Origin of the sequence: Undibacterium sp. KW1 (assembly GCF_009937955.1) — a bacterium.
In the GTDB taxonomy this organism is placed as follows: domain Bacteria; phylum Pseudomonadota; class Gammaproteobacteria; order Burkholderiales; family Burkholderiaceae_D; genus Undibacterium.
This window is the reverse complement of the sequence record NZ_AP018439.1, coordinates 3,789,849-3,816,600: the sequence shown is the minus strand read 5'-3', so window position 1 is coordinate 3,816,600 and position 26,752 is coordinate 3,789,849. Positions and strand designations below refer to the sequence as shown.

At 51.3% G+C, this 26,752-nt stretch carries 23 protein-coding genes; 14 read left to right on the top strand and 9 right to left on the bottom strand.

Going from position 1 to position 26,752, the window contains the following annotated elements:
- Positions 1–48 precede the first annotated feature (48 nt).
- The 9 genes from UNDKW_RS17105 to UNDKW_RS17065 all read right to left on the bottom strand — a co-directional run bounded on the left by UNDKW_RS17105 (position 49) and on the right by UNDKW_RS17065 (position 10,667).
- A complete protein-coding gene (locus tag UNDKW_RS17105; RefSeq protein ID WP_162059653.1) occupies positions 49–1,743 on the bottom strand; it encodes a long-chain-fatty-acid--CoA ligase in 1,695 nt (564 codons plus the stop codon).
- Between the two features lie 253 nt (positions 1,744–1,996).
- The gene (locus UNDKW_RS17100; protein ID WP_174247602.1) at positions 1,997–2,815 is read right to left on the bottom strand and encodes a DUF2145 domain-containing protein; all 819 of its coding nucleotides are present in this window, start codon (positions 2,813–2,815) and stop codon (positions 1,997–1,999) included.
- 10 nt (positions 2,816–2,825) lie between these two features.
- Positions 2,826–3,257: a hypothetical protein gene (locus UNDKW_RS17095; RefSeq protein WP_162042151.1), complete on the bottom strand. Its 432-nt coding sequence runs from the start codon at positions 3,255–3,257 to the stop codon at positions 2,826–2,828.
- Positions 3,258–3,462: 205 nt separating this feature from the next.
- Positions 3,463–5,523, bottom strand: coding sequence for a M13 family metallopeptidase (locus UNDKW_RS17090; protein WP_162059652.1), 2,061 nt, complete (start codon positions 5,521–5,523; stop codon positions 3,463–3,465).
- 173 nt (positions 5,524–5,696) lie between these two features.
- Positions 5,697–6,593 carry a sulfurtransferase gene (locus UNDKW_RS17085; protein ID WP_174247601.1) on the bottom strand — a complete coding sequence of 299 codons (897 nt, stop codon included), beginning with the start codon at positions 6,591–6,593 and terminating at the stop codon, positions 5,697–5,699.
- 48 nt (positions 6,594–6,641) lie between these two features.
- Positions 6,642–7,121 (bottom strand): GNAT family N-acetyltransferase, encoded by a 480-nt coding sequence (locus UNDKW_RS17080; protein ID WP_162059651.1) that lies wholly within the window; start codon positions 7,119–7,121, stop codon positions 6,642–6,644.
- A 227-nt stretch (positions 7,122–7,348) separates the two neighbouring features.
- Positions 7,349–8,158, bottom strand: coding sequence for a LytTR family DNA-binding domain-containing protein (locus UNDKW_RS17075; protein WP_162059650.1), 810 nt, complete (start codon positions 8,156–8,158; stop codon positions 7,349–7,351).
- Positions 8,155–9,291, bottom strand: a complete 1,137-nt coding sequence (locus tag UNDKW_RS17070) for a sensor histidine kinase (RefSeq protein WP_162059649.1) — start codon at positions 9,289–9,291, stop codon at positions 8,155–8,157. The genes UNDKW_RS17075 and UNDKW_RS17070 overlap by 4 nt, the downstream gene beginning before the upstream one ends.
- Positions 9,292–9,425: 134 nt before the next feature.
- Positions 9,426–10,667, bottom strand: a complete 1,242-nt coding sequence (locus UNDKW_RS17065; RefSeq protein ID WP_162059648.1) for a CaiB/BaiF CoA-transferase family protein — start codon at positions 10,665–10,667, stop codon at positions 9,426–9,428.
- Between the two features lie 47 nt (positions 10,668–10,714).
- Between UNDKW_RS17065 and ugpQ the strand changes: the two genes are divergently transcribed.
- From ugpQ to UNDKW_RS16995, 14 genes are all read left to right on the top strand, one after another.
- The gene (gene ugpQ, locus UNDKW_RS17060; protein ID WP_162059647.1) at positions 10,715–11,461 is read left to right on the top strand and encodes a glycerophosphodiester phosphodiesterase; all 747 of its coding nucleotides are present in this window, start codon (positions 10,715–10,717) and stop codon (positions 11,459–11,461) included.
- Positions 11,462–11,566: 105 nt separating this feature from the next.
- The gene (locus UNDKW_RS17055; RefSeq protein ID WP_162059646.1) at positions 11,567–12,628 is read left to right on the top strand and encodes a MerR family transcriptional regulator; all 1,062 of its coding nucleotides are present in this window, start codon (positions 11,567–11,569) and stop codon (positions 12,626–12,628) included.
- A 49-nt stretch (positions 12,629–12,677) separates the two neighbouring features.
- Positions 12,678–13,397, top strand: a complete 720-nt coding sequence (locus UNDKW_RS17050; protein ID WP_162059645.1) for an ABC transporter ATP-binding protein — start codon at positions 12,678–12,680, stop codon at positions 13,395–13,397.
- Positions 13,394–14,788, top strand: coding sequence for an ABC transporter permease (locus UNDKW_RS17045; RefSeq protein ID WP_162059644.1), 1,395 nt, complete (start codon positions 13,394–13,396; stop codon positions 14,786–14,788). The genes UNDKW_RS17050 and UNDKW_RS17045 overlap by 4 nt, the downstream gene beginning before the upstream one ends.
- Positions 14,789–14,797: 9 nt before the next feature.
- Positions 14,798–15,577, top strand: a complete 780-nt coding sequence (locus tag UNDKW_RS17040) for an outer membrane lipoprotein-sorting protein (RefSeq protein WP_162059643.1) — start codon at positions 14,798–14,800, stop codon at positions 15,575–15,577.
- A gap of 2 nt (positions 15,578–15,579) precedes the next feature.
- The gene (locus tag UNDKW_RS17035; RefSeq protein WP_162059642.1) at positions 15,580–16,872 is read left to right on the top strand and encodes a hypothetical protein; all 1,293 of its coding nucleotides are present in this window, start codon (positions 15,580–15,582) and stop codon (positions 16,870–16,872) included.
- Between the two features lie 168 nt (positions 16,873–17,040).
- Positions 17,041–17,475: a hypothetical protein gene (locus UNDKW_RS30105; RefSeq protein ID WP_197892916.1), complete on the top strand. Its 435-nt coding sequence runs from the start codon at positions 17,041–17,043 to the stop codon at positions 17,473–17,475.
- A 258-nt stretch (positions 17,476–17,733) separates the two neighbouring features.
- Positions 17,734–20,346, top strand: coding sequence for an alanine--tRNA ligase (gene alaS / locus UNDKW_RS17025; protein ID WP_162059641.1), 2,613 nt, complete (start codon positions 17,734–17,736; stop codon positions 20,344–20,346).
- Positions 20,343–20,861, top strand: coding sequence for a GNAT family N-acetyltransferase (locus tag UNDKW_RS17020; RefSeq protein ID WP_162059640.1), 519 nt, complete (start codon positions 20,343–20,345; stop codon positions 20,859–20,861). The genes alaS and UNDKW_RS17020 overlap by 4 nt, the downstream gene beginning before the upstream one ends.
- Before the next feature lie 7 nt (positions 20,862–20,868).
- Positions 20,869–21,387 (top strand): NUDIX domain-containing protein, encoded by a 519-nt coding sequence (locus tag UNDKW_RS17015; protein WP_162059639.1) that lies wholly within the window; start codon positions 20,869–20,871, stop codon positions 21,385–21,387.
- 337 nt (positions 21,388–21,724) lie between these two features.
- A complete protein-coding gene (locus UNDKW_RS17010; protein ID WP_162042138.1) occupies positions 21,725–21,952 on the top strand; it encodes a sulfurtransferase TusA family protein in 228 nt (75 codons plus the stop codon).
- A gap of 433 nt (positions 21,953–22,385) precedes the next feature.
- The gene (locus UNDKW_RS17005) at positions 22,386–23,138 is read left to right on the top strand and encodes an electron transfer flavoprotein subunit beta/FixA family protein (protein ID WP_162059638.1); all 753 of its coding nucleotides are present in this window, start codon (positions 22,386–22,388) and stop codon (positions 23,136–23,138) included.
- An 88-nt stretch (positions 23,139–23,226) separates the two neighbouring features.
- Positions 23,227–24,156: an electron transfer flavoprotein subunit alpha/FixB family protein gene (locus UNDKW_RS17000; protein ID WP_162059637.1), complete on the top strand. Its 930-nt coding sequence runs from the start codon at positions 23,227–23,229 to the stop codon at positions 24,154–24,156.
- A 259-nt stretch (positions 24,157–24,415) separates the two neighbouring features.
- Positions 24,416–26,206, top strand: coding sequence for an acyl-CoA dehydrogenase (locus tag UNDKW_RS16995; RefSeq protein ID WP_162059636.1), 1,791 nt, complete (start codon positions 24,416–24,418; stop codon positions 26,204–26,206).
- Positions 26,207–26,752 lie beyond the last annotated feature (546 nt).

The window sequence follows — 26,752 nt, the reverse complement described above, 5'->3', positions numbered from 1 at the left end:
AAAAGCAAGGCCTGATTACGCAGGTCTTGCTTTTCTCTCATAGGCTGTTCAGGCTGCTTTCTTTTCTTCCTTCTTTTCATCCCTTAATTCGCGTCGCAAGATTTTGCCTACGTTGGACTTTGGCAACTCGGTACGGAATTCTATGTACTTGGGTTTTTTGTAGGACGTTAGTTGCTCCTTGCAGTAGCTCATCAATATTTCATCGGTCAATTTTGCATCTTTCTTGACGACATATAATTTGACAGCTTCGCCTGAATTGTCATCTGGCACACCTACGCATGCACATTCCAGTACGCCCGGGTGACTGGCGACGACTCCTTCAATTTCATTTGGATAGACATTAAAGCCGGACACCAGGATCATGTCTTTCTTGCGATCTACGACGCGGATAAAGCCATTCGCTTCCATGATGCCGATGTCACCGGATTTGAAAAATCCGTCAGCCGTCATGACCTTGGCAGTTTCGTCAGCACGGTTCCAATAACCCTGCATGACTTGCGGGCCACGTATCGCAATTTCACCCGATTCACCCAAAGGTACACGGTTGCCATGATCATCAAGTATGGCGATTTCTGTCGATGGCAGAGGCAAGCCTATGGTGCCGCTGAAGTCGTCTGAATCTGCCGGATTGCAGGTTGCTACTGGTGAAGTTTCTGACATGCCATAGCCTTCTATGATGGCGCAGCCCGTCACTTTTTTCCAACGTTCTGCGACCGCAGGCTGCACTGCCGTACCGCCACCATTGCAGGCCTTCAGCAATGAAAAATCCAGTTTGGCAAAATCGGCATTATTCAGCAAGCCGTTGTACAGGGTATTGACGGCGGGCAGCATGCTGATCTGGTGTTGTGACAAGGTCTTGACCAGACCAGGAATATCACGCGGATTAGGGATCAGGATATTCATGCCACCCAGGCGCATGCCCATGAGGTAGCAACTGGTCAGTGCAAAGATATGATACAGGGGCAGGGCGCAGACGATGGTCATGGCTTCTACCCTGGGTGCCTTGTTCAGCGCAGGTTGTGCCCATGCTTCATTTTGCAGGACATTGGCAGTGACATTACGATGTGTCAGCACCGCACCCTTGGATACACCGGTAGTGCCGCCTGTATATTGCAGGAAGGCGATATCGTCATGAGTGAGCTTTACTGCCTGCAGTTGCAGGCGTGAACCATCTGCCAGTGCCTGTTTGAAGCTGATCGCAGTCGGGAGTGAGAATTCCGGCACCATTTTCTTGATATGGCGCACGGCAAAATTGACGACCATACCTTTGACTCCACCCATGAGGTCACCCATGCTGGTTACGACCACATGTTTGATCCTGGTTTTGTTGAGTACCTGCTGCAGGGTAGTGGCAAAGTTCTCAAGGATGATGATGGCTTCAGCACCAGAGTCATTCAATTGATGTTCAAGTTCACGCGGTGTATATAAAGGGTTGACGTTGACGGCGGTATAGCCTGCGCGCAAGACTGCAGCGATAACGACAGGGTATTGCAGGATGTTAGGCATCATGATCGCAACGCGCGCACCTTTTTCCAGGCCCCGGTTTTGCAGCCATGCGCCAAATTCCTTCGACAAGTCATCCACTTCTGCATAGCTCAGGTATTTGTCCATGCAGACATAGGCCTTGCGGTCAGCGTATTTCTGGAAAGACTCTTCCAGCAGATGCACGAGTGAGGTGTATTGGGTGTAGTCGATTTCTGCGGGTACACCCTGGGGATAGGATTGCAGCCAAAACTTTTCCATGCTTTACCTTTTTGTCTCATTGTTATAAAAATCGGGTGACGTCAGGCGGTAGCAGATACCGTCTGCGTACTGATATTGGCAAACTTATTATTGTTTTTGACCATGCTAAATGCAGGTGGCAGCAGGAGGCAAGGCTTATTCATGACATTTGAATAAGTCTTCTAAAAAATGCTTTTGTGGTTTTTTGAGAGCAGTTCTGTGCTGCTCCGGCAAGGATTTTTGAGTTCGACTGAAGAATGTTTTGCAAATTACTTTACTGCTTCAGCACGAATTTTTCAGCCTTGCCATCGCGAGACATCATGAATCGAACTATGGATTCAACCGTGACGGTATCGATTTGCCCGGCCATGCGGCGGTCAAATGGATGGTCGTCGAAGGCGACGTTGGCGCGGAACATGCGGGCGCCCAGGCGCGTAAGGGAGGGTATGTAGATGGTGTCAGGTTTATAGGATACTGACTTTAACCATGCCTGGGCCTGCGTGCGGTTTTCTATGCGCACGTCATTGGCTTGCGCTGCGGCGAGAACTTCCAGTGCCCATTGATTTGAATTCTGGTACATGGTGGAGTAGGCATAAGACAGCATGTTGTAGCGTGCTGCATGCAGGTTTTTTGCACGGCCATCGGCCATCACCTGTTGTATTTTCTGTTGTGTTTCACTGCTGGGAATAAGGACCAGGGTTTCAAAGGCGAACATGTCGTCCATGAAAAAATTACCCAGACCTTCCCTGAATAATTCTGAATTGGCTGTGCCGCATTGGTTCAGCTCATGCATGACAGACCAGGTACCATCTGGCAGGCGTTCTATCAGGCCCAGGTGGGAGTAACGTAAATTGTATTTCGATAAATCCTGGCCAACGCGGGCGATGATGGCAACATTGGCCTGGCTTTCGTCGAGCCTGATCTGGGTCTTGTGCGCAAACTCCAGCGCCTGCATGACTTTCTTGGGATCGTAATTATTTTCCTCGCAAGGGCGACCGGCAAAAGCCGGTGCCGTACAGGCGAGAGCGATGACGATGAATAGACGCTGAATTATTATCAGAACCTTGGAGGAAGCCAGTGAGCGTGTGCGCATATAAATAGGATCAGACCTTGTTGTGATGCATCAGGGCAGTGCCGATTTCGTTAGGAATAAACGCCAGTACCTTGCCCGCACTGACCAGCAAATAACCAGTTGTCGTCGCGCTGACTTCCACCACGGCACCGCTGACCAGACCGACTTTTTCTATGCCCTTGCCAGATAATCTGACGGTTGTGCTGACCGCTTGCGTAGAACCCTTGAGCACGACAGTCACGCCATCGGCACCCGCCTTGACGGTATCAACGATCATCTCACCTGAACCAGCCACCATGGAAAAACCACCCAGCATGATGATGCCTACACCCATGGACAGAGCTTCAGAGCCGCCAGAGGGGCCGCAAGAAATGCAGCCACGGCCAGCGTGTGCAGAAAGTGGCAACAGGCTGCTTGCGCACAGGGTGGCAATCAGGGCGATTTTGCGAATTGATGCTGACATGAAGTCTCCTTGTATGTAGAAAGTGACTCTACAATAATATAAGACCATAGAATCGCAAGCTATTTGTCATCAGTAGCAAATAGTTACAGAAGAGGTAGTGGAATATGATACCGGTATGACGATTTTTGAGGAAATTGGATACTGTATATGCTACCTGCCATGACTCTGGATAAGAGGACGGCAGGTAGTGGGGGCGATAAATGATTTACCAGATACTGACGCGCTTATCCGGTGTCAGATACATCTTGTCGCCAGGTTTGACGTCAAACGAGGTATAAAAATCAGGATGATTGACCAGGCTGCCATTGACACGGAATTCTCCTGGGGAATGCGGGTCAGTCTTGATGAGGGTAATCGCACGTTGCTCGCGTGACTTGCCGCGTCGGGCTTGTGCCAGGCCCATGAACAGGCGTTGCTCGGCGGTCCAGCCATCGATCACAGGTGCAGGTTTGCCTTGCAGTGACAGCTTGTAGGCACGCAATGCCATGACGATACCGGCATTGTCGGCAATGTTTTCACCCAGGGTCAGCTCACCATTGAGGAAGTGACCAGGCAAGGGGCTGTAGGCATTGTATTGCTCTACCAGTACTCTGGTTTTTTTCTTGAATTTTTCCTGGTCTTCGGCTGTCCACCAGTTACGCAAATTACCGTCGCCATCATACTGCGCGCCCTGGTCATCGAAAGCGTGGCTGATTTCATGGCCGATGGAAATACCCAGTGCGCCGTAGTTGAATGCATCTTCTGCATTCACATCAAACAGGGGTGATTGCAAACGTGCAGCAGGGAAGACGATTTCATTCATCTCAGGGCTGTAATAGGCATTCACCGTTTGCGGTGTCATATGCCATTCTTCACGGTCTATGGGTTTGCCGAGCTTGGCAACTTCCCTGACATAACGTGCCTTGCGTGCGCGCATGAGATTACCAACCAGGTCATCGCTCTTTATCGTCAGACTGGAATAATCACGCCATTTTTTTGGATAGCCTATCTTGACGCTGATCTTGGATAGTTTGATTTGCGCCTGCTTCTTGGTTTCCGGGCTCATCCAGTCCAGTGTGTCTATGCTTTGTTTGAAGGCTTCGAGGAAATAGCCCACCATCTTTTCTGTGCGCTGTTTGACTTCAGGTGAGAAGTATTTTTCTACATAAATTTTACCTACGGTTTCACCCAATACCTGATCTGTCAGTGCTATACCGCGTTTATCGCGAGTGCGGTTTTCCTTGATGCCAGCAATCGTGGCTTCATAGAATGCAAAGTTTTCATTGACAAAATCAGACGACAGGAAGGGGCTGTAGGCACGGATCAGGTGCCAGGTGAAATATGACTTCCAGACATCCAGCGTGAAGTTGTTCAGGTTATCGCCAAAACCCTTGATATAACTTGGCTGCGATACGATGAGGGCATTGACTTTGCCATGCATGTGAGCGGATTGCAGATAGGCTGTCCAGTTGAATGCCGGAGTCATCTTGTTCAAATCGATGACGGCCATTTTGTTATAGGTCTTGACCGGATCACGGTTTTCTACTGCTGTCCACTGTACCTTTGCAATAGCAGTTTCGAGTGCGATGATATCGTCGGCTTGTGTCGCAGGATTTTTTTCGCCTGCCAGCGTCAGCATTTTTTCTATGTGCGCTTTGTATTTTGCGCGGATGTCAGCCATCTTCGCATCATCCAGCTTCAGGTAGTAGTCGCGGTTTGGTAAGCCCAGCCCAGCTTGACTGACATCGACGGCATATTGACTGGAATTTTTATTGTCCTGACCAATACCCACACGTATCGGCGTGTTGACGCCTATCTCATGAAAATGCGCAATCAGGCCTGGTATGGCCTTTTTGTTTCGCATTGCTGCAATCTTGCTCAGGTCACTTTTCAGCGCTGCAATACCCAACGCATTAAGTTTTTCTTCATTCATGAAGCTGTTGTAGAGATCACCGATTTTCTGTGTATCTGATCCTGCTACTTTATTGCTTTCTTTGGCGGCGCTTTCAACGATGGTGCGCAATTGCTGCTGCACATCCTCACGCGCTTTCATGAACGTACCCCAGTCTGATTTGTCTGCCGGGATTTCATTGGCCGTTAACCATGCACCTTGCGCATAGCGATAAAAATCATCCTGAGCACGCACTGCCTTGTCCATGTTTTCGGGATAGATGCCAGAGCCAAGGGCAGTCGCTTTGGCAACGACTGTGGTTGGGCTGGGGTCTGCTGCCTGGGCAGCATTGGCCAGCAGGCTGAGGGCGAGAGTGCTGAGTAGTAAGCGTTTCATAGGAAGTCTCTGAATAGGATGTTTTTTTTGTCTGAGCAGGCGCTCTAGAGTTATAGAACTAGCGGAATAATAGACTGATTGAAACTGGCGAAGTTCATCGCAGAAAACAAAAAAAGCATTACTGCTGTAAACAGTAATGCTTTTATCTGAAAGAGTTATTTGAGCAGGTTTGACTATTGAGCAATAGTGGTTTCTGCCTCTGTTGCCCCTGTCGATTCTTTCTTGCAATGCGGGCAAGATTTGCCAGAGATATACCAGGGAGACAGTTGCTCACGTGGCGTGACGACAGCTCGGCAGGCGAAGCATTGTTTGGTGTCTGTAGCTTCCAGTTGTGGGTTCAGTGCTGTGCGGTAGTCAAACACAAAGCAGTCGCCATGGTAGTGATCTCCACCGACTTCTTCAAAATACTTGAGGATGCCGCCTTCGAGCTGATAGACACTGTCGAAGCCTACATTCTGCATGTGTATAGCGGCTTTTTCGCAGCGTATGCCACCAGTGCAGAAGGTCACTACCGTCTTGTCGTTCAAGGCATCGCGATTGGCTTCGATAACAGCCGGAAACTCTGTGAATTTGGCAATACGGTAATCGATGGTGTTGTCAAAACTGCCAACATCAACTTCAAAATCATTGCGGGTATCAACCATGACCACGGCTTTACCATTGTCGTCATGGCCCTGGTCCAGCCAGCGCTTGAGCGTATGGGCATCCACCGCAGGGGCGCGGCCATCTTCAGGCTTGATCAGTGGCATGCGCATGGTGATGATTTCAGCCTTCAGCTTGACCAGGATTTTGGTGAAAGGCTGGTGATCAGAAAAACTTTCCTTGGCGACTATGTCTGCAAAACGTGGATCCTGGTGCAGCCAGTCCATATAGGCATCAATCTCATGGCGCAAACCTGCCAGGAACATATTGATGCCTTCCGGCGTCAGCAGTACCGTGCCTTTCAGATTCAGTTCCTTGCATTTGTCCAGAAATACCTGGCGTTTTTCAGCGGTGTCATCGAAGGTGATGAACTTGTAGGCAGAAATATTGACGTAGGGTTTATCGGGTGTTTGTATTGCAGCGGGCATGATGAAATTCAGTAAGTCATTGATTTGGCAGCATTATAAGCGATTTAATCAGGCTTTTGCGACCAACAGCATCTCGATATGGGGAATATCGTCTTCCAGATAGATGTCAGAAACCGTCTCAAAACCAAAGCTGCCATAGAATTTTTCAAGGTAAGCCTGGGCACCTATGCGTATAGGGGCGCCAGGGTACCGTGCATGCAAAGCCTTGATGCCATTTGCAATTAAAGCTTTGCCAACACCGCTGCCACGCCAGTCCTGGGTGCTGATGACGCGGCCCAGTGAAGCCTCATCAAAGCTGATACCAGCAGGGACTATGCGCAGATAGGCCGCCACTTCGCCCTCCGGCGTCCAGGCCGTCAGGTGATGTGAAACTGGGTCTTTGCCATCGACGTCCTGATAAACGCAGTTTTGTTCAATGACAAATACGGCAGAACGTGCCTGCAAGATGGCATGCAGTTGCAAATTGCTCAATTCATCGAAGCTCGCGCATTGCCATTGTAAATTGTTTATATTTTTTGGGTTTGTCATAGTCGATCTTCTGTATTTTGAAAACATCTTATCAGGACTTGCGCAAAATTGTCCCAGCGAGGCTAACGCTTTAAAAACCACCCTTGCAAGGGTGGTTCGTTGCGTCGGTAGACAACGTGTTGCCTGAAACCCCGACTGCACCGTAGCGACGAAGACAGTACTTTAGTACAAGGAAAGATTAAAGCGGGAGCTGCAACGCAGCTGGGGCGGTTTTGCGTAAGTCATGATTACATCTGTCTGAACAAATGTGCATAGACTCTACTAACCTGTAGCTTGTCTTCACTGCCTTTGAGCTTCAGTGTGATCTTGCCGGTCTCGTCCTTGTTGGCGATCTGTATATGCAGGGTATTGACGACAGTACTGCGGTGAATTTGCCAAAAGATGCTGCTGTCGAGTTGTGGCAGGAGTTCACGCAGGCTGCTGCGTATCAGGGACGAATGTTCCCTGGTGACGACATTGATGTATTTGTCGGTGGCTTCAAAATACAATACGTCATCAACATTGATCATGCGTATCTGGTTGCCGACAGCGGCGCGTATGATGCGCAGGCGTTCTGGCTGCGCAGTATTGCCAGGCTGGGCAGCCTGGCCAGGCACGAGGTGGCGCAGTTGCTCAAGCACACGCTCAAGCTCATTCGGTCTTTGCGGGCCGTCAGCGAGGCGGGCCTGTAATCTTTGTACGGTTTTGTTCAACCTGTCTTCGCTGATGGGTTTCAGAACATAGTCCGAAGCAGAGTGTTCAAAGGCTTCAACGGCATATTCATCATAGGCAGTGACATACACGATGAGAGGAAAGGGTTTCTGGTCCGGCCATTCCTCCGCCAGTTCCTGCGCCACCTCGAGCCCGGTCTTGCCGGGCATCTTGATATCGAGAAAGAGGATGTCGGGCAACTGTGTCAGGGCTTCCTGCACTGCCTCAACGCCATTTTCAGCCAGGCTGCAGATTTGCAGCTCAGGCCAGAGTTTGCCCAGCATTTTTTGCAGGGTCAGGGCAAGGATGGGTTCGTCTTCGGCGATCAGGGCGCGTTTGTTTGTCATGGTAATTGTGGTAATGGAATAGTCAAATGGGCAATCGCCCCTTCAGGCGCGTTGGCCGTCAGTGTCAGGCTGGCTTGTGGGCCATACAGGGCAAGCAGGCGGTCACGGATATTGGCATTGCCTACGTGCAGTCCGTCGGTGCTCGCAACATGGCTATCATCGTAATTGAAAGGCAGGCCCAGGCCGGTATCGATGACTTTCAGGTGCAATTGTCCTGTCACGGCTTCAGCGACGACATGGATGCTGCCACCTTCCATTTTTGGCTCCAGACCATGCTTGATGGCGTTTTCTACCAATGGTTGCAAGAGCATGGGGGCAATGCTGGTCTGCTGCAAGGCATCGGGCAAGTCCATTGTGTATCGTAGGCGCTTTCCCATGCGTATGGCGAGCAGTTCCAGATAGGCTTGCATGAGGGTGAACTCCTGCTTCAGGCTGGTTTGTTCAGCACGCGAAGAGCTAAGAGTGTTGCGCAGGTAAATGATCAGTTGCGCCAGCATGTGCTGGGCGCGCTCAGGGTCGATCGCTATCAGGCCCTGCAGATTGGCCAGGGTGTTGAACAGCATATGCGGCTCTATTTGCGCTTGCAGCATTTGTAATTGCGCTTGCAGAGCTTGTTTTTCTATGGCTGCATTTTTTGCTTTTTCTGCTTCGGCAGCGGCGACCAGCTCTGCCATTTTCCCCCGGTTCCAGAAAGACCAGGCTGCCACAAGACTGACGATGCAGGTCATGATGACAAAATTGCTCACATGGTTCCACTGGAAATGGGAAAAGGCATTGATGGAAAAATTGAGCAGATAGGACGCAATCAGCAGACCGACGAAAAAAGCCAGTGGCGCAACCAGCAGGCACATCAGGTAAAAGCCGATGACATGGGGCTCCTTGTCCCGCCAGATCAACTGCTTTGTACCGTTGATGAGGGTATAGGCAGAAAAGCCTATGAACATGGAAACGGTAACGTTCACGAACAGGCTGCCTCCTGTGCGCAGTACGTAGGTGACAGCAAAGCCGCAGGCCAGATTGATGCCCAGCAGACGCGGCATATCCGACAAAATCTTGTATATGCGCTCGCGCCATGTTGGTGTCAGGCTTGATAACAGGGCGGACACTGTGCGCAAATAATACTGTTTGATCATTGTTTTGCCAGGGAAATAGTGATGGGCATAAGCTTAGCGACTTTGGCGTAGGCTGCGGAGCGCTTTAGGATGAAGCCCCGGTTTTTTGTCGCCAGGGTTTGCAAAAACGACGCCTGCTGCCTTGCTGCCATTCGTCAGATGATGTTCTTGCCCTTCAATTCCTCAATTTGCGCTGGCCCATAGCCTAGCAATTCACCCAATACGGCCTGGGTATGTTGGCCCAGCAGGGGCGGGGCGCCGGGGGTAATTGCGGGGGTGACTGAAAGTTTCATCGGGCTGGCCAGCAGATCAACGCTGCCAGCAGCAGGATGAGGAACCTTGATCTTCATGCCACGCGCTACGACCTGTGGGTCGGCAAATACCTCGTCCAGGCGGTTGATCGGGCCGCAAGGCACGCCGGCCTCTTCCAGCAGGTCTATCCATTCCTGCTTGCTCTTGAGTCTGACCATGTTTGCCAGTATCGGCACCAGCACATCCCTGTGTTCTACTCGCTTTGGGTTGGTGCTGAAACGAGGGTCATCTGCAAGCTCTGGCAGGCCACCTATCTGTACAAATTTTTTATACTGACCATCATTACCCGCAGCGACAATGATATGACCGTCAGAGGTCGCAAAGGTCTGATAAGGCACGATATTCGGATGGGCATTGCCCCAGCGTTTGGGGGCATTGCCGCTGGCCAGGTAATTCATGTTCATGTTGGCCAGCATGGCGACCTGCACATCCAGCAAGGCCATGTCTATGTACTGGCCTTCGCCTGTCCTGTCCCTGTGCGTCAGGGCAGCCATGACGGCGATGGTGGCATACATGCCAGTCATGAGGTCGGCGATGGCGACCCCGGCTTTTTGCGGGCCGCCGCCAGGCAAGTCATCACGTTCACCCGTCAGCGACATGAAGCCACCCATGCCTTGCACGATAAAATCATAGCCAGCACGGTGGGCATAGGGGCCATCCTGGCCAAAGCCAGTGATGGAGCAATACACCAGATCAGGCTTGACCAGCTTCAGTGATTCATAATCAAGGCCGTATTTTTTTAACTGACCGACCTTGTAGTTTTCCAGCACGACATCAGATTTTGCTGCCAGTTGACGGATGATATTCTGGCCTTCAGGCGTGGCGATATCTACCGTGATGGCCTGTTTGCCACGGTTGGCGGCGAGGTAATAGGCCGCCTCTGTCGTGTTATTGCCTTCTGCATCGCGCAAATAAGGTGGCCCCCAGCTACGGGTATCGTCGCCACTGCCTGGTCTTTCTACCTTGATGACATCTGCACCCAGGTCTGCCAGGTTTTGTGCACACCAGGGGCCAGCGAGTACGCGCGTCAGGTCCAGCACGCGGATATGGCCCAGGGCGGTTTTTTGTAGCGACGAGCTTGTCATCTTGGATTATCCTATTAACATTATTTTTTAGTTTGTGAGGAGCGCATATGTGGCCCTATCCTAAAGTCATTGCTCACCGTGGCGGTGGAAGCCTGGCGCCAGAAAATACGCTGGCTGCGATGCGTTGCGGATGGGAGCACGGTTTTGCTGCCGTGGAATTTGATGTCATGTTATCAAAGGATGGCGTCCCTGTGCTCATGCATGACCCTGAATTTGGCAGAACCGTGGCTGGCAGTGGCCGCGTGGCTGATACTTTGGCAGCAGATTTGCAGAAGATGGATGCTGGTAAATGGTTTTCAGCGCTATTCGCAGGAGAACCTGTGCCTCTGTATGCAGACGTGGTCAGGTTTTGCCGCCAGCATGGCATATGGATGAATGTGGAGATCAAGCCTTCATCAGGAGCGGAAGAAGAAACAGGACGTATCGTCGCAGAACAGACGCAAGCCCTGTTTACCGATGTTTCTGTGACCGATGCTCTGCATCTGCCCCTGTTTTCTTCATTTTCATTTGCCGCCCTGATGGCCGCCAAGCATGCTGCACCCACTATTCCGCGAGGGTTTTTGATGGACAAGGTCACGCCTGACTGGAAAGCCAGCTTGCAAGAGCTGGCTGCAAAAGCCCTGCATACAAATCACAAACATTTGACAGCAGACACGGCTCGGGAGATCAAAGACGCCGGATATGGCCTTTTCTGCTATACCGTCAATACACCTGAAAGGGCGACGGAAATACTGCATTGGGGTGTCGATGCCTTTTGTACAGACAGGCTGGACTTGATATCGGCAGATTTTTAGCTTGCCAATAAGTATATTTGTAGAAAGCCCGATAAATCTTTTTGAAATTACTTGACTCTGACGTTACGTTAGACTTTAAGATGGGCCTTTCTACAAGGGCAAGCAATGTTACTCAAGATAGGCGAACTGGCAAAGCGCATAGGCCTGACTATCCGTGCGCTGCATCATTATGAAGAAATAGGGCTGGTGCAGCCGTCTTCGCGCACGGCATCAGGTTATCGTTTATATAACAGAGATGATGTCGCCCGTCTGCACCGCGTGCAGGCACTGCGTGGCCTCGGGCTGTCACTGGCAGAGGCACGCGATATGCTCAATGGTGGCGGCGCAGACTTGCGTCAGTTGATACGTCAGCAGATGTGTGCAATAGACAGACAAATTGCGGATGCGAATGATTTACGCGATCGCCTGGCTACACTGGAAGAAAAACTGTCTTCAGAAAAAGAGCCGGAGCTTGATGAGTGGCTCAACACCTTGCGCCTGATGGCGACACAGCGCCAGTATTTCAGTGCCGAAGAAATTGCCATCTTCCAAAAACGGGCAGCACAAAACGATTTCAGGCAGGAATGGCCCAAACTGGTGACCGCCGTCCGCAGCCTCATGGAGAACGGCATACCTGCCACTGATATACAGGCCAAAAATCTGGCGCGCGAGTGGATAGACTTGTGCAAGACCAGCATGGGGGATGATCCGCGTTTCTTCGCCAAACTCAGCAATATGCACAGGACAGATTTTTCTGCCCAGGCCATCACCGGCATTGACGGTGAATTGCTCGATTTTATTTTACAGGCCTTGCATGAAATACGCTGCGATGTCTTTGCAAACTACCTGGATCAGGATGAGTTGCAGCATTACCGCAAACATGGCCAGCAGAATATGCAGGAATGGCTGAACACATTTGCACAGACCCGGCAACTGATGGAAAGCAAGCCCGCACCTGGCCATCCCGACATCATGAAACTCATGCGCCACTGGCAATGGCTGATTGCTGACACCTGGGGCGCAAACCCCATTACGCATGCGAAAGTCCAGACTGCTCACGAGCAGCATCCAGAGATGCTGGCTGGCAGTGGCTATACAGCAGACATGAAGCAATTTGTTGAACAAGGCATGCTGGCGTTGATGGTCAGTGATATGTCTGCCAATCTGTCGGACCATGCAGCCGGCTGACAGCACACCACAAGAGTTTCATTATTTATATTTTCATACTGGAGTAACTATGTATCCCGTAGTACTGAAGCAAGTCATGAAAACCTATCACCTCGATGCGGTCGATGTGCCTGCACTGGTCGATATCAACCTGCAATTGCGGGCTAATTGTTTTACTGTGATTTCTGGCCCTTCCGGCAGCGGTAAAACCACATTGCTGAATCTCATCGGCTGCATAGACAGGGCAGACAGTGGCGAAGTGATTGTCGCAGATCAGGCCGTGCATCAAATGTCTGATGATGCGCTGTCAGACTTCAGGGCGCGTCACCTGGGTTTTATTTTCCAGAATTTCAATCTGCTGCCTGTTCTGAATACCTATGAAAACGTCGAATACCCGCTGATCCTGGCCAAGGTCGCTGCAGGGGAGCGCAAGAAGCGTGTGCTTGACCTGCTGGACGCGGTAGGCTTGGCAGACCGGGCGCAAAATCTGCCTGGTCAATTGTCTGGCGGCCAGCGTCAGCGTGTGGCGATTGCCCGTGCACTGGCAACTGAACCCAGACTGGTACTGGCCGATGAGCCAACTGCCAATCTCGACAGCCAGACCGGTGCTGCCATCATCAGCCTGATGCGCAAAATGCAGCGTGAGCGCCATGTCTCCTTCGTGTTTTCTTCTCATGATCCGCAAGTGCAGGCCGAGGCAGATGACACGATATTCATCCGGGATGGTCGCATCGTGAGCATAGAACGGCAGGCAGAACAAAAAAATAACGAGGTGGAGTTGAGCGCATGAAAACTTTTTCTCTCGCCCTGCGCAACCTGCTCAGAAACCGTCGCCGTTCATTAACCACCTTGCTGGCCATGGTGGTGGGCCTGACTGCCATCCTGCTGTTTGGCGGTTACCGCTCCAATATCACCTATGGCATGGAAACCGGTTTTATCCAGGGCAGCGGCCACTTGCAAATCCAGCGTCAGGGTTATTTCCTCGAAGGTGGCGATAATCCTACCGCCTATGGCATCGCTGATTATCAGCACATCATTGACCTCGTCAAACAGGACAAGGAACTAGCCTCCATGCTGGTGGTGGTGACGCCAACCTTGCAGCTTGGTGGCCTCGCCGGTAATTTTTCTGCCGGTGTTTCACGCTCAGTACTTGCTTTAGGCGTCGTTGTACCCGAGCGCAACCAGATGCTGAAATGGAATGACTACGGCATGCAAAGCTATGCCAAGCCCCTGCCTTTGAATGGCAGCAACCCCGATGCAGTGGTCATAGGCGAGGGCGTGGCGCGCAAGATCAAATTGTGCAAGGCCTTGCAGATACCAGACTGCAAGCAGGACGACACCCCCGCCGCACCAGCAGACAATAGCGCACAGGCCCCCGGCGATATCGCAGCGCTGTCCGCACTGGAGCAGGGCAATACCGTCAAGGAAGAGGGCACCCGCATAGAAATGCTGGCGGCAACTTCACATGGCGCACCGAATGTTGCCAGCCTCAGTGTCATCACAGCCAGGAACATGGGTATCAAGGCCCTGGATGACGTGTATATGGCCATGCATTTGAGTCAGGCACAAAAGCTGATTTATGGTAATGGCACGGCGCAGGTAACCGCGATACAGATACAGTTGAAACATACATCGCAGATGCAGGCGGCGCGCGCCCGTCTGCAACAGTTGCTGGATCAGAACGTCAAGGGGCAAACGCTGGAACTGCTCGATTTCAAGGTACTCAACCCCATGTATGGTCAGACGGTGCAGTTCATGAATTCCATGTTCGGCTTTATCTCCATACTGATAGGCGTGATTGTCCTCTTCACTATCGGCAATACCATGAGCACTGCCGTGGTGGAACGCACGGTAGAGATAGGCACCTTGCGCGCCATGGGTTTGCGCCGTTCCGGTTTGCGTCGGCTGTTCCTGTGTGAAGGTGTGTTGCTGGGCGCGATAGGTGCGGTATGCGGTCTGCTTGGTTCGCTGGTGATTGCCTATCTGATCAACAACAGTGGTGCAGCGTGGACACCGCCAGGCTACTCCTATGCCTACCTGATACAGGTGCGTGTATGGCAAGATATCCCTTTACTGATAGGCAGTATCATTGGTCTTTTGCTGGTGACGGTGATCTCGGCCTGGCTGCCTGCTAACCGGGCATCGAGGCTCATGATTGTCGATGCTTTGAGACATGTATAAGGAAATATCATGAACTATTTAAAGTCGTCCGTAGTTTGTTTCGTCATAGCTGGATTGTTCATGGGAACTGCGCAGGCAGCCCAGAGCCCGCAAGAGATACTGGCTGCCAGTGATGTGGTGCGCAATCCTGATTATCCGTTTGGCCTGACCAATACCCTCATCGAATACCGTGCAGGCAAACAGACGGATACCAGCACCCTGTCTATCTACTCCAAGGCTGACCCCAATAGCGGCCAGTTCCGCAGTCTGATACGCTATGTTGCACCAGCCAGGGACGCCAACAAGCTCATCCTCTTCAGCGGCAAGGACTTGTGGTTTTACGACCCCAGCAGCAAGGCCAGCATACGCATGTCACCGCAACAGCGCCTTTTGGGCCAGGCATCGAATGGCGACGTGGTGACTGTCAATCTGGCCAAGGATTATCAGGCCGTAAGTGCAGTAGAAGAAGACACCCAGGACGGTGACCGCCAGACCAAACATTGCAACAAGTTGAGCATGAATGCCAGCACGCCGGACGCCACTTATCATCACATCGACATGTGGATAGAGGTGGGCAATAATCACCCGGTCAAGGCAAAGTTTTATACCGAAAGCGGCAAGCTGCTCAAGACCGCCTATTACCGCCGTTATGAAAAACAGCTGGGCATAGACAGGCCGACAGAGACCGTCATCATTGATGGCCTGGACCCAACATGGGTGACGGTCATGCGTTATTCCAACCTGGTCAGGCGTGAAGTGCCTGATCAGTGGTTGCAGCGCGATTATCTGCCACGTTTCAAGCCAGAATGACGATGCGCCGCAAACCATCTGTATTCAAACCCGGTATTTGTGCCTTGATGGGTTTGCTGGCAATGAACGTTTATGCCCGGCAAGACCCTGATCTTGATGCGTTGAAAGTCGCGGACCAGATGCCTGCTACAGTTGAGCAGCCCAGCAACTGGCGTTTATTTATTGAGGCCGGAGCCGGGGTAAATCGCGCGCGTCTTGGTGGCGCTAGCCAGCAATTCCAGCGCCTGTCGCTGGACCTGCAATACGACAACTCCTTCGCGCCAGGCTGGCGTGCGGTTCTGTCTGATCGCCTGGATGTGAGCTGGCCACCACAGGCCACCGGGTTGTCGCGTGACATCAATACCATCAAAGAAGCTTACCTGAGCTGGCAAGTGCAGACCGATCAGATACTGGACCTGGGCCGCATCAACGCACGCAATGGCGTGGCGCTGGGTTATAACCCTACCGATTATTTTCGCACTTCTGCATTGCGCTCTGTGGTGTCAGTAGATCCTGCGAGCCTCAAGGAAAACCGTCAGGGCAGTATCATGCTGCGTGGGCAAAAACTGTGGAATGGCGGTTCTTTGACCGCGCTGTATTCACCCAAACTGGCTGACGAGCGCAACTATTCCAGCTTTAGCCCTGATGTTGCCGCTACCAATGGGCAAGACCGCTGGCTGTTGACTTTGAGTCAGCAAGTGATGGACGGCATTACACCACAGCTCTTGTTGTACAAGGCAGAAAAACAGCCGGTGCAAATCGGTTTGAACCTGACGGCCTTGCTCAATGATTCCACGGTCGTGTTTGCCGAATGGTCGGGCGGGCGCAGCCAGTCCAGCTTTACACAAGCCATGCGGCAAATCGGAATAACTTATCCTGATGACAGTGCGTTTCGCAATCACAGTGCGACCGGCCTGACCTACACCACCAGTAACAGGATATCGCTGACAGCCGAACTCGAATACAACGGCGGTGGCCTGGACCAGGAAAAATGGAATAACCTCGGGCAGGCTTCCCTGCAAAGCTATGGCATCTACCGCCGTTTTTTGCAGGGCGTGCAAGAGACACCGGCCAAGCGCACTGTCTTTGTCTATGCAAGCCGGCAGGATGCGCTGATCAACCACCTGGACCTGGCGGCGATGAGCCGCTATGACATGGCCGATTCCAGCCGCATGTCATGGATGGAGGCGCGCTACCACCTGAAGCATACAGAGTTCGCGCTGCAATGGCAGCGCAACAGCGGCAAGAGCCTGAGCAATTACGGCGCTGCACCGCAAATGCAAAGCTGGCAATTGCTGGCGCGTTATTATTTCTAGCCTGTTACAAGGATTTTTAGTCTGTTACAAGACAGCGGTAGTAGTTACCAGCACTTACATCGATTACATTTTTTGCCGTCATCGGAAAAAGCAGCGACTTCGTTATATGTGTATGGGCAGCGTGCTCATATCGACCCAAGAAGCCTACTTTTAATCAAAGGAATACCGATGAAATCCATCAAGCTCGCCGCCGCTCTGGCTACTACCCTTGCCCTGACACTGATCACCGGTTCTGTTTTTGCCCAGGACCCGGCAACGCCAAATGTAGAAAAACGCCAGGACAGACAACAAAAACGCATCGCCAAGGGTGTTGAAAGCGGCGCTTTGACAGCAAAAGAAGCCAGCAATCTTGAAAAGCGTGAAGCCAAGATAGAGGGTGACAAACAGGCTGCCAAGGCAGATGGTGTAGTGACACCGGCAGAGCGCGCCAAACTTGAGCACGAAGAAAACCGTGTCAGCAAAAAATCCGTAATAAAAAGCACAACGCCAGTGCAGCAACGACGACTAACTAAGTTAAGAGCCAAAGCTGAACAGGCAAGCAAAACCGCTGGCAGATACCAGCGGTTTTTTCTTTGCTGCGGTGCGGATTGTGGTGTTATCTAACAGTTGCTAGACGTAGTTGGATGGTGTTTTTGCAACACTGCTACCATGGCTTTTTTTCCTGTTTCTTCTCTACGTCCTCTCCTGGTTTTCTCTGTGACTCTGTGTCTCTGTGTTGAGAGGTCTTGAAGTTTTGAAGTCATTTTCAGGCAAGCTTGCCTACTTACCATCACCTCACTAGCCTATACGGCTTAATTTATACCGTATAATCGGTGGTTACAACCCTTATTACACCCATTTTTCAGCTTAGAACCATCATTTATGAACTCGTCAGAAATCCGCGATAAATTCCTTAGCTTTTTCGAATCCAAGGGCCATACCCGTGTGCGCTCTTCCAGCCTGATACCCGGCAATGATCCTACCCTGCTGTTCACCAACTCCGGTATGGTGCAGTTCAAGGACGTGTTCCTCGGCCAGGACAAACGTGCCTACACCCGCGCCACGACAGCGCAACGCAGCGTACGTGCTGGCGGCAAACATAATGATCTGGAAAATGTGGGTTACACCGCGCGTCACCACACCTTCTTTGAAATGCTTGGCAATTTCTCCTTTGGCGATTACTTCAAGAAAGATGCGATTCACTATGCCTGGGAATTGCTGACGACAGTCTATGGTTTGCCAAAAGACAAGCTGACCGTCACCGTTTATCAGGAAGATGACGAAGCCTACGATATCTGGAAAAACGAAATCGGCGTACCGGTAGAACGTATCATCCGCATCGGCGACAACAAGGGTGCGCGTTATGCATCCGACAATTTCTGGCAAATGGCCGACACTGGCCCTTGCGGCCCTTGTACCGAGATTTTCTATGACCACGGCCCGGAAATCTGGGGAGGCCCTCCAGGTTCAGCAGATGAAGACGGTGACCGCTTCATTGAAATCTGGAACCTGGTGTTCATGCAGTTCAATAAAGATGAAGCGGGTGTCTTGAACCCTTTGCCTAAACCATGCGTCGATACCGGCATGGGCCTGGAGCGCCTGTCTGCCGTCTTGCAGCATGTGCATTCCAACTATGAAATCGACACTTTCCAGAACCTGATCAAGGCAGCTGCGCGTGAAACCGGCTGTACCGATCTGGAAAACAATTCCCTGCGCGTGATTGCCGATCATATCCGCTGCGCTTGCTTCTTGATCGTTGATGGCATCATCCCTGGCAATGAAGGCCGTGGCTACGTACTGCGCCGCATCACCCGCCGCGCTTTGCGTCATGGCCACAAGCTGGGTCAAAGCCAGCCTTTCTTCTACAAGCTCGTGCCTGATCTGGTTAAGGAAATGGGTGTCGCTTATCCGGAGCTGGCAGAAATGGCAGATCGGGTCGCTCAAGTACTGAAACAGGAAGAATTGCGTTTCGGTGAAACTTTGGGTAACGGTATGAAGATACTGGAAGCCGCACTTGTCAAAGACAGTAAAAATCTCGATGGTAAGACAGCCTTTACATTGCATGATACTTACGGCTTCCCGCTGGATCTGACGGCTGACATTTGCCGTGAGCGCAATGTTGTGCTGGATGAGGCCGGTTTCCATGAGTGTATGGCGATACAGAAGAAGGGCGGACAAGATAACGACGACTTTAAAATGGCTGCTGCAATTGAATACAGCGGCGAAAAAACAAAATTCGTCGGTTACGATCAATTGCAACATGCAGCCAAAGTGATTGCCCTGTATGTTGATGGTACTGCAGTCAATGAAATCAAGGCAGGCCAAAAAGCGATCGTCGTTCTTGATACCACACCTTTTTATGCAGAATCAGGTGGTCAGGCTGGTGACTCTGGTGTGCTGGTTGGCGTGGATGGTGCAGTATTTGAAGTTGCTGACACCAGAAAAATCCAGGCAGATGTATTCGGCCATCACGGCGTATTGAAGTCTGGCAGTCTGGTTATTGCACAGGAACTCAAGGCAGAAGTGAATCAGGAAATCCGCGCACAAACCATGCGCAATCACTCCGCCACGCATTTGATGCACAAGGCCCTGCGTGAAGTATTGGGCAGCCACGTATCGCAAAAAGGTTCTTTGGTTGATGTGGATAAAACCCGCTTCGACTTTAGCCACAATGGTCCTATGACTGCCGATGAAATCCGTCAGGTAGAAACCATCGTCAACCGTGAAATTCTGGCGAACGCCGCTACCCAGGCACAAGTCATGGGTTATGACGACGCGGTCAAGCATGGCGCCATGGCGCTGTTTGGTGAAAAATATGGTGATGAAGTGCGCGTGCTGGATATTGGTTCTTCCCGCGAACTGTGCGGTGGTACTCACGTATCCCGCACCGGCGATATCGGCCTGTTCAAGATCGTTGCTGAAGGCGGTGTGGCTGCAGGTATTCGCCGTGTAGAAGCCGTGACTGGTGAAGTTGCGCTGGCACTGGTGCAAAACCTGAACAGCCGCATCAATGAAGCTGCTGCCGCCCTGAAAACCCAGCCAGAAGAACTGACGCTGCGTATCGGCCAGGTGCAGGATCATGTCAAGGCTTTGGAAAAAGAACTGGCAACACTGAAATCCAAAATGGCTTCCAGCCAGGGCGATGATCTGGTGACCCAGGCTGTCGATGTCAAAGGTATCAAGGTGCTGGCTGCAACGCTGCAAGGCGCTGATGTGACAGCCCTGCGTGAAACCATGGACAAGCTCAAGGACAAGCTGAAAACAGCCGCCATCGTGCTGGCCGCAGTCAATGACGGCAAGGTCAGCCTGATTGCCGGTGTGACAGCGGATACGACATCCAAAGTCAAGGCCGGTGACCTGGTCAACTTTGTAGCGCAGCAAGTCGGCGGCAAAGGTGGTGGCCGCCCTGATATGGCGCAAGCAGGTGGTACGGATGCCAGCGGTCTGACAAAAGCCTTGGAGGGTGTGACTGAATGGGTAACTTCACGTCTATGATACATATACGCCGCGCTGAAGTTTCAGATGCGGCCCAACTGCAAAGGGTGTTCGCCAGTGGCGGCACCTATGCAGGTACTTTGCAATTGCCACATCCAACAACAGAGATATGGCAAGAGAGGCTGGAAAAGGCTGACCCCAATGATACCCGCCTGGTTGCCATCTATGATGGCGTGGTGGTGGGTATGGCCAGCCTGCATATGGAAAAAAAGCAAAGGCGTAGTCATGTTGCCTCGCTAGGCATGGGCGTGGCCGACTCTTTTTCCGGACGCGGAATAGGCACGGCGCTGTTGACCGAGCTGCTGAATTTATCGGATAACTGGCTCAACCTCCTGCGTCTGGAATTGACGGTGTTTTGTGATAACACGGCCGCCATCCATCTGTATAAAAAATTTGGCTTTGAAAAAGAGGGTACCATGCGTGCCTACGCTTTTCGCAATGGCCAGTATGTCGATAGTTATGCCATGGCGCGCCTGCATCCCAAGCAGGCGATGATACCGTTGAGGGAAACCTGAGGTCAGCATGGAATTGAAGTTTTGCCCTGTATGTGCAACATCCCTCATAGAACGTCCCGATGAACAGGAAGCAGGCAAGCTCAGGCTGGCCTGTCCTGAAGGGCATTGGACCCATTGGGACAATCCCCTGCCCGTACTGGCTGCCCTGGTCGAGTTTGAAGACAAGATACTGCTGGCACGCAATGCTGCTTGGCCAGAAAATACCTTTGCCCTCATCACCGGCTTCATGGAGCGCGGCGAAACCCCGGAGCAGGGCGTAGCCCGTGAGCTCAAGGAAGAAACCAATCTCGATGCCGATGAAGTAAAGCTCATTGGTGTCTATGAGTTCATCCGTAAAAACGAGCTCATCATCGCCTATCACGTCAAAGCATCCGGCACGGTCAGCCTGTCGCCAGAGTTGCTGGAATACCGTCTTATAGAACCCGAAAAACTCAGGCCATGGAATGCCGGTACTGGTCATGCCATGGCAGACTGGATGCGTACACGAGGCCTGGAACCGGTTTACAGGGAGTGGGAAAGTAAATAGCTTGAGTCTTTTGCAATGCAAAACGACGATGGGCTAAAAATGCCCGGAAGGGCAGGGCTACATGCGTAATTACCAATAAAAAAACCAGTTTAACAATTGTTTTGGTGAAATACCTCCAATAAGTAAGCCAGCAGTAAGTTTACTGTCTAAGATGAGAATGTAGGCTTTAAACGAAGATTCTTTGGTTTTGCACCATTTTCGTGCGGAAACTTTTTAAAATATTTGGTCTTTTGTTGTTAGTCTGCTGCGATGCACCATACGAATGAAAATTCCGGTAGAATTGGTGCATCAATTGTCGGGCGAATTAGCTTACTCAATTTGTATTTCTGGGGAAATCATGCAATTCAATAAAGAACTGGATGCACGTGGACTGAACTGTCCTCTTCCAATTTTAAAGACTAAAAAGGCACTGGCCGAAATGCTCACTGGTGAAGTGTTGCATGTGCTGGCGACAGATCCTGGTTCGGTCAGGGACTTCAAGGCCTTTTCCAAGCAAACCGGCAATGAACTGTTGTCGCATCAGGAAGGCAGTAAAGAGTTTGAGTATTTCATCAAGCGCAAATAAGTCTGTCCAGTCTGCATATACCCATCGGCAAAGCAGCAAATAAAAACCCGCAACCTGTTGCGGGTTTTTTGTATTCAGGAATGCACTTTTCATATTTGACGTATCTCTGGCCCAGTCTCAAGCATGGGTGGATTAGGCATTCTGCTCTAGTGGCAAAGTGGATTAAAAAGAACGCTCGTGCTAAATTGTGCAAAATCTTGATGTTTTCGTTTTATAATCAATAGAATTTACGTATACGTCAATTTGCGGGCGCGAAAGCGCAGTAAGATAAGATGTTTGGTGCAGCAGTGCGGTGCACGCCGCCCAGGTCGCCCGCAATGTAAAAGTACGTCAGGCAGCAAGTTTTCAGTATCAAGCATTAACATTCGTAGCAAGTTTCGTATAAATCGGTATTAAATTCGGTATTCCCCAATTAGCTCATAAAGGCAGAACTATGAAAGTCCTGGTACCAGTCAAACGCGTCGTCGATTACAACGTCAAAGTACGTGTCAAATCTGATGGCTCTGGCGTTGATATCGCCAACGTCAAAATGTCCATGAACCCATTTGATGAAATCGCTGTTGAAGAAGCGACCCGCCTGAAAGAAGCTGGCGTCGTGACTGAAGTCGTGGCTGTTTCTTGCGGTGTGGCGCAATGCCAGGAAACCCTGCGCACTGCCATGGCGATTGGTGCTGATCGCGGCATCCTGGTCGAAAGCGATGTAGAGCTGCAACCGCTGGCCGTAGCCAAATTGCTCAAGGCACTGGCTGACAAAGAACAACCACAATTGATCATCCTCGGCAAACAGGCGATTGATGATGATTGCAACCAGACTGGTCAGATGCTGGCAGCCTTGCTGGGCTGGCCACAAGCGACGTTCGCTTCCAAAGTGACGGTTGCTGATGGTAAAGCCACAGTCACCCGCGAAGTCGATGGCGGCCTGGAAACATTGTCCCTGACATTGCCAGCGATCATCACCACAGACTTGCGTCTGAATGAGCCACGTTATGTGACTTTGCCTAACATCATGAAGGCCAAGAAAAAACAACTGGACAATGTCAAACCAGCAGACCTGGGTGTGGACGTTGCTTCCCGCGTCAAGACTCTGAAAGTCACTGAGCCACCAAAACGCAGCGCCGGTATCAAGGTACCTGACGTAGCGACCCTGGTTGCCAAGCTGCGCAATGAAGCCAAGGTTATTGGCTGATAGCTTTCAGCTTTCATAAAGACAGAATTTAAGAATAATTTTTGTTGCCGGGATATTGATCCTGACAACACATCAAGTGGAAGACATCATGACTACACTCGTCATCGCTGAACACGACAACGCTGGCCTCAAGGGCAGCACATTGAATACCGTCACTGCTGCTGCACAATGCGGCGCAGATGTACACGTACTGGTTGCTGGCCACAATGCCGGTGCTGCCGCAACTGCTGCTGCACAAATCGCTGGCGTCAGCAAAGTATTGCATGCAGATGCACCACATTTTGCTGACGGCCTGGCAGAAAACATTGCTGAGCAAGTGTTGGCAATTGCATCTGGCTACAGCCACATCCTGGCACCGGCAACCGCCTACGGCAAAAACATTTTGCCACGCGTAGCTGCCAGGCTTGACGTATCGCAAATCTCTGAAATCACCAAGGTGGATAGCCCAGACACTTTCGAGCGTCCTATCTATGCTGGTAACGCCATCGCTACCGTACAATCGACAGATGCAATCAAGGTCATCACTGTACGTACAACAGGTTTTGATGCTGCTGCCACTGGTGGTTCTGCTGCTGTGGAAACTGTGGCTGCCGTTGCTGATTCTGGCAAATCGGCTTTCGTTTCCCGCGAAGTGGCAAAGTCTGACCGTCCTGAATTGACAGCAGCCAAAGTCATCGTTTCCGGTGGCCGTGGCATGGGTTCTGGCGACAACTTCAAGATTCTGGAGCCATTGGCCGACAAGCTGGGTGCAGCCATGGGTGCATCCCGTGCTGCAGTGGATGCTGGCTTTGTGCCGAATGACTGGCAAGTTGGACAGACCGGCAAAATCGTTGCTCCAACGCTGTATATCGCCGTCGGTATCTCGGGCGCGATCCAGCATCTGGCCGGTATGAAAGATTCTAAAACTATCGTTGCTATCAACAAAGATCCAGAAGCACCGATCTTCTCGGTCGCTGACTATGGCATCGTGGGCGATCTGTTTGATATCGTTCCGCAATTGGTTGCTGAACTGGGCTAAAAAAACCTAAGAACCTGTTCACGATCTGTAGCGAGCGGGCGTCAGCGAGGCGAAGAGCAGCGCAAAAAGCGGAATGTACTTAAGTACATGAGCATTTTGAGCAGCGCATGAGCCTCGATCACGCCCGCGCAGTAAGATCGTGAGCAGGTTCTAATTTGTTGGCCGCTACGGTGGCCTGATTGGGGCAGGTAAGCGGTTTATCGCACTATTTCTGGCGATCTTCCTGACCTGCCCCTTTTTCTTTTTTTGGGATACAAAAATGAGCTATGTTGCCCCTGTCAAGGACATGCTGTTCCTCATCAATGAACTGGCTGGTCTGGCGGAAGTGAATGCCTTGCCTGGCTGTGAAGATGCAACGGCAGAAACAGTAGAAGCAGTGCTGGAAGAAAACGCCAAGTTTGCCAGTGAAGTGGTCGCGCCGCTGAACTGGCCAGGTGATCAGACACCGAGTTATTGGAAGGACGGTGAAGTCTTCACCACCAAGGGCTTTAAAGAAGCCTTCAAGATGTTTGGAGAGGCAGGCTGGCAGGGTGTGCAGCATCCGCAGGAATTTGGTGGCCAGGGCTTGCCCAAGCTGGTGGCGACACCTTGCATAGAAATGTTGAATGCGGCCAGTATCTCGTTTGCCCTTTGCCCATTGCTGACTGATGGCGCAATTGAAGCCTTGTTGACCGCAGGCAGCGACGAACAAAAAGCCATCTACCTGGAAAACCTGATCTCCGGTAAATGGACAGGCACGATGAATTTGACCGAGCCGCAAGCCGGTTCTGACCTGGCGATGGTGCGCACCCGTGCCGTGCCGCAGGGCGATGGTACGTTCAAAGTATTCGGTACCAAGATTTTCATTACCTATGGTGAACACGATATGGCAGAAAATATCGTCCACCTGGTGCTGGCACGTACACCTGATGCGCCAGAAGGCGTCAAAGGTATTTCCCTGTTCATCGTGCCTAAGTTTTTGGTCAATGCTGATGGCACACTGGGTGCACGCAATGACGCGCACTGCGTATCGATAGAACACAAGCTGGGTATCAAGGCCAGCCCGACTGCGGTATTGCAATTCGGTGACAACGGTGGCGCGATAGGCACGCTGGTTGGCGAAGAAAACCGTGGCCTTGAATACATGTTCATCATGATGAATGCTGCCCGTTTTGGCGTTGGCATGCAAGGCATAGGCGTGGCAGAACGCGCTTACCAAAAGGCAGTGCAATATGCCAAAGACCGTGTGCAATCGCGTGACCTGGCAGGATCTGCTGGCCCGGTTGCCATTATCAATCACCCTGACGTACGCCGCATGCTGATGTCGATGCGTGCGCAGACTGAGGGCGCACGTGCACTGGCCTACGTCGCTGCCGGTATCAGTGACTTTGCCCATCATCATGCAGATGCAGCGGTACGCAAGGCTAACCAGGCCAAGTATGAATACCTGGTGCCTATCGTCAAAGGCTGGTCAACAGAAATGTCGCTCGATGTCACATCTACTGGCGTGCAGGTACATGGTGGCATGGGCTTCATCGAAGAAACCGGTGCGGCACAACACTACCGCGATGCCAAGATCCTCACCATCTATGAAGGTACTACAGCCATCCAGGCAAATGACCTGGTAGGCCGCAAGACTTCACGCGATGGCGGCACCACTGCCAAAGCCTTTATCGCCGACATGCGTGCAACAGAAGCACAACTGACGGCGATCGGTTCTGTAGATGCGCTGGCGATACAGCGTCAACTGGCCGCAGGTACTGCTGCGCTGGAAAGCGTGGTCGATTATGTTGTCACCAACTTCAAGCAAGACATCAAAGGTGTGTTCGCCGGCAGTGTCCTGTATCTGAAACTGGCAGGTATCGTTTTCGGCGGCTGGCAAATGGCACGTGCTGCCATCATCGCCCAGCAAAAGCTGGATGCAGGCGAGGGCGATGCCGCCTTCCTGAAAGCCAAGATCGCAACTGCTCGCTATTTTGCTGACCATATCCTGTCGGCAGCACAAGGTTTGCGTTCCGCGATTGTGGATGGCAGTGCCGGTGTCATGGCCTTGTCGGAAGATCAGTTCTGATCTTGTTTTTGAAAAACTAAATAGAAATGGCTCATTTTCATGAGCCATTTCTACTTGCAGCACCAAATATCAACATGCTCTAAGCGTAAGCTTAATTCCGCAATCAAGGTTCTCATCGGTCCATCGTGAAAAAGTAAACTGATGGTTATTCAGTTCTACATAGCGCTTTAAGCTGTTGCCATGATGTGACGGGTGGTTCAATCTCATCCGCATTATTCTTCAATCAAATCAAGGGTTCATACCAGCGGATATCTGTAGATATCTATCGCCATGGATAGCGTAGCTGTATTGATAACGCATTTCCTGATGGGTAACGACCTATTCAATATTGATCATCCGGTTTGCTCAGGTCCGTCACGACCGTGTTCCGCTACTTGCTCCTGGCACTATTGTAATCACTGGTAACTTGAAGTTGCAATCTGGCGCCTATCCCAAATACCTTAAACGCATTTGATTTTTTTGTTTCCGCGCTACTCATGAAATTTCCGGTAATTAGTTAAAATAATTAATTAACTAATTGAAAATTAAAATATGAAATGGAAATCT